1 protein-coding gene is annotated in these 1,740 nt (G+C 74.7%); it reads right to left on the reverse strand.

All coding sequences use genetic code 11. The features are described 5' to 3' along the window. The coding region (locus tag I0Q12_RS15710) for an NTP transferase domain-containing protein (RefSeq protein ID WP_197252796.1) at nt 1-1,718 on the reverse strand (1,718 nt) is incomplete at its 3' end. Between the last annotated feature and the right edge of the window lie 22 nt (nt 1,719-1,740).

Here is a 1,740-nt window from a genome sequence, read left to right on the forward strand (position 1 = left end):
ACGAGATCGCCGTCGGCCGCGCCCGGTGGAACCAGCGCGATCGCCTGCCGGTCGATCAACCCGGCGAGGTGCGCTGTCCGGATCGCGTTGTCGCACAGCCATGTTCCGTCGGGAAGTCGGCGCGCGGGCAGCAGTCGGGTCACGTCTCCGACCACCTCCGAGGCGTTCGCCAGTGGGGCCGTCCACGGCACGGCCGGGGTCCGGCAGGTGCGACCGTCGATCACCGCGGGCAGCATGACCAGCAACGTGGCGATCGCCGCGACCGGGTTGCCGGGCAGGCCCAGCACCGCTCGGCCGTCCGGCAGCGCCGCAGCGACCTGGGAACCGCCCGGCTTGCACCGGACACGTTCGACGGCGATGTGTGCGCCGGCGCGGGTCAGCGCACCGCGTAACTGATCGGCGGCGCCCCCGCCGGTGGCGCCGACCACGACGATCGCGTCCACGTCCGTGGTTTCGTGCAGCAACCGGTCGAACCCGTCCTCGGTGTCGCGCAGGTGCGCCTCGCTCACCGCGTCGGCGCCGCACCACCGGACGAACTGCGCGAGGACCGGCCCGAGCGAGTCGCGGGTCTGGCCCGCGCGCAGCGGACCGTCGCGCCGGATCTCGTCGCCGCTGACGACGACGTGCACCCGCACCGGTCCGCGTGCCTCGACGTCGGTGACCTCGCCGCTCAGTGCGGCCGACACGACCGCCGGATCGATCCCCGTACCCGGTTGCGCGAGAGCGAATCCGGGCTGCCAGTCCTCGCCGCGCCGGCGGGTGTCGTCGCGGACGGGGGCATCCGGGCGGCGGCGGAGCATCCCGCCTTCGCCGACGTCGACGTGTTCGTCGCGCACGACCGCGGTCGCGCCGGGCGGCAGATGCGCACCGGTCGCGATGCGCGCGGCCTGCCCGGCGGTGAGGGTGAACCCGCTGTCCGAGCCCGCGCGCCGGATCTCGCTGCGCAGCGTCCACGGTTCGTCGCCCGCGACCGCGTATCCGTCCATCGCGGACACCGCCACGGGCGGCAGGGCCTCCGCCGCGACCAGCGGTGCCGAGAGGGTCGCGCCGAGCGACTCGCGTACCGGCAGTTTTCGAACGGGCAACGGCTGCATGACATTTCGCACGAGCTCGCGTGCACGGTCCGGGTTCGCGGCGACGGTTCCGGGCCGGCCGGAGCGGGCGCGGTGCAGATCCTCGGGAGTGTCGCAGTCCGCGGTGCCGGACACGGGGACCGTCACGTACCGGTCCGGCAGCAGCGCCTTCATCGGCTGGTTCGCGACCTCCCCGCCGAGGTCGTCGAGGCGCGTGGCGAGCGCGGCGCCGCGCCAGGCCGCGAGCAGGAACTGGATGCGGCCGTCCCCGTCGACGGCGAACGCGGCGTCCGCGTCCGGATCGGCGCTCAGCGCGTCGAGCAAGGCGATCAGCGTGTCCGCGGTGACGAACGGCAGATCGGACGCGAGCGTCAGGACGGGTGCGTCGCGGGGGATCGGGGCGGCGGCGATCGCGGCCACCGGACCGCCGCCGGCGGGGGTCTCCTGGACTTGGCCGATCGCGGGGGCGAGGTCGTCGCGGTGCGGCCCGACGACGGTGACGCGCCGGCAGGCCGAGACCGCGGTGAGGGCGCTGTCGAGCATGCGCCGGCCGTGCACGACCAGTGCCGGTTTGTCGACGCCACCCATCCGGGTCGCTCGTCCGCCCGCGACGACGACGGCTTCGGAACCGCTCAACGTGGTCATGACGACCATGCTGCCGCACCGC

It is taken from the genome of Rhodococcus sp. CX (assembly GCF_015865005.1).
Classification (GTDB): domain Bacteria; phylum Actinomycetota; class Actinomycetes; order Mycobacteriales; family Mycobacteriaceae; genus Rhodococcus.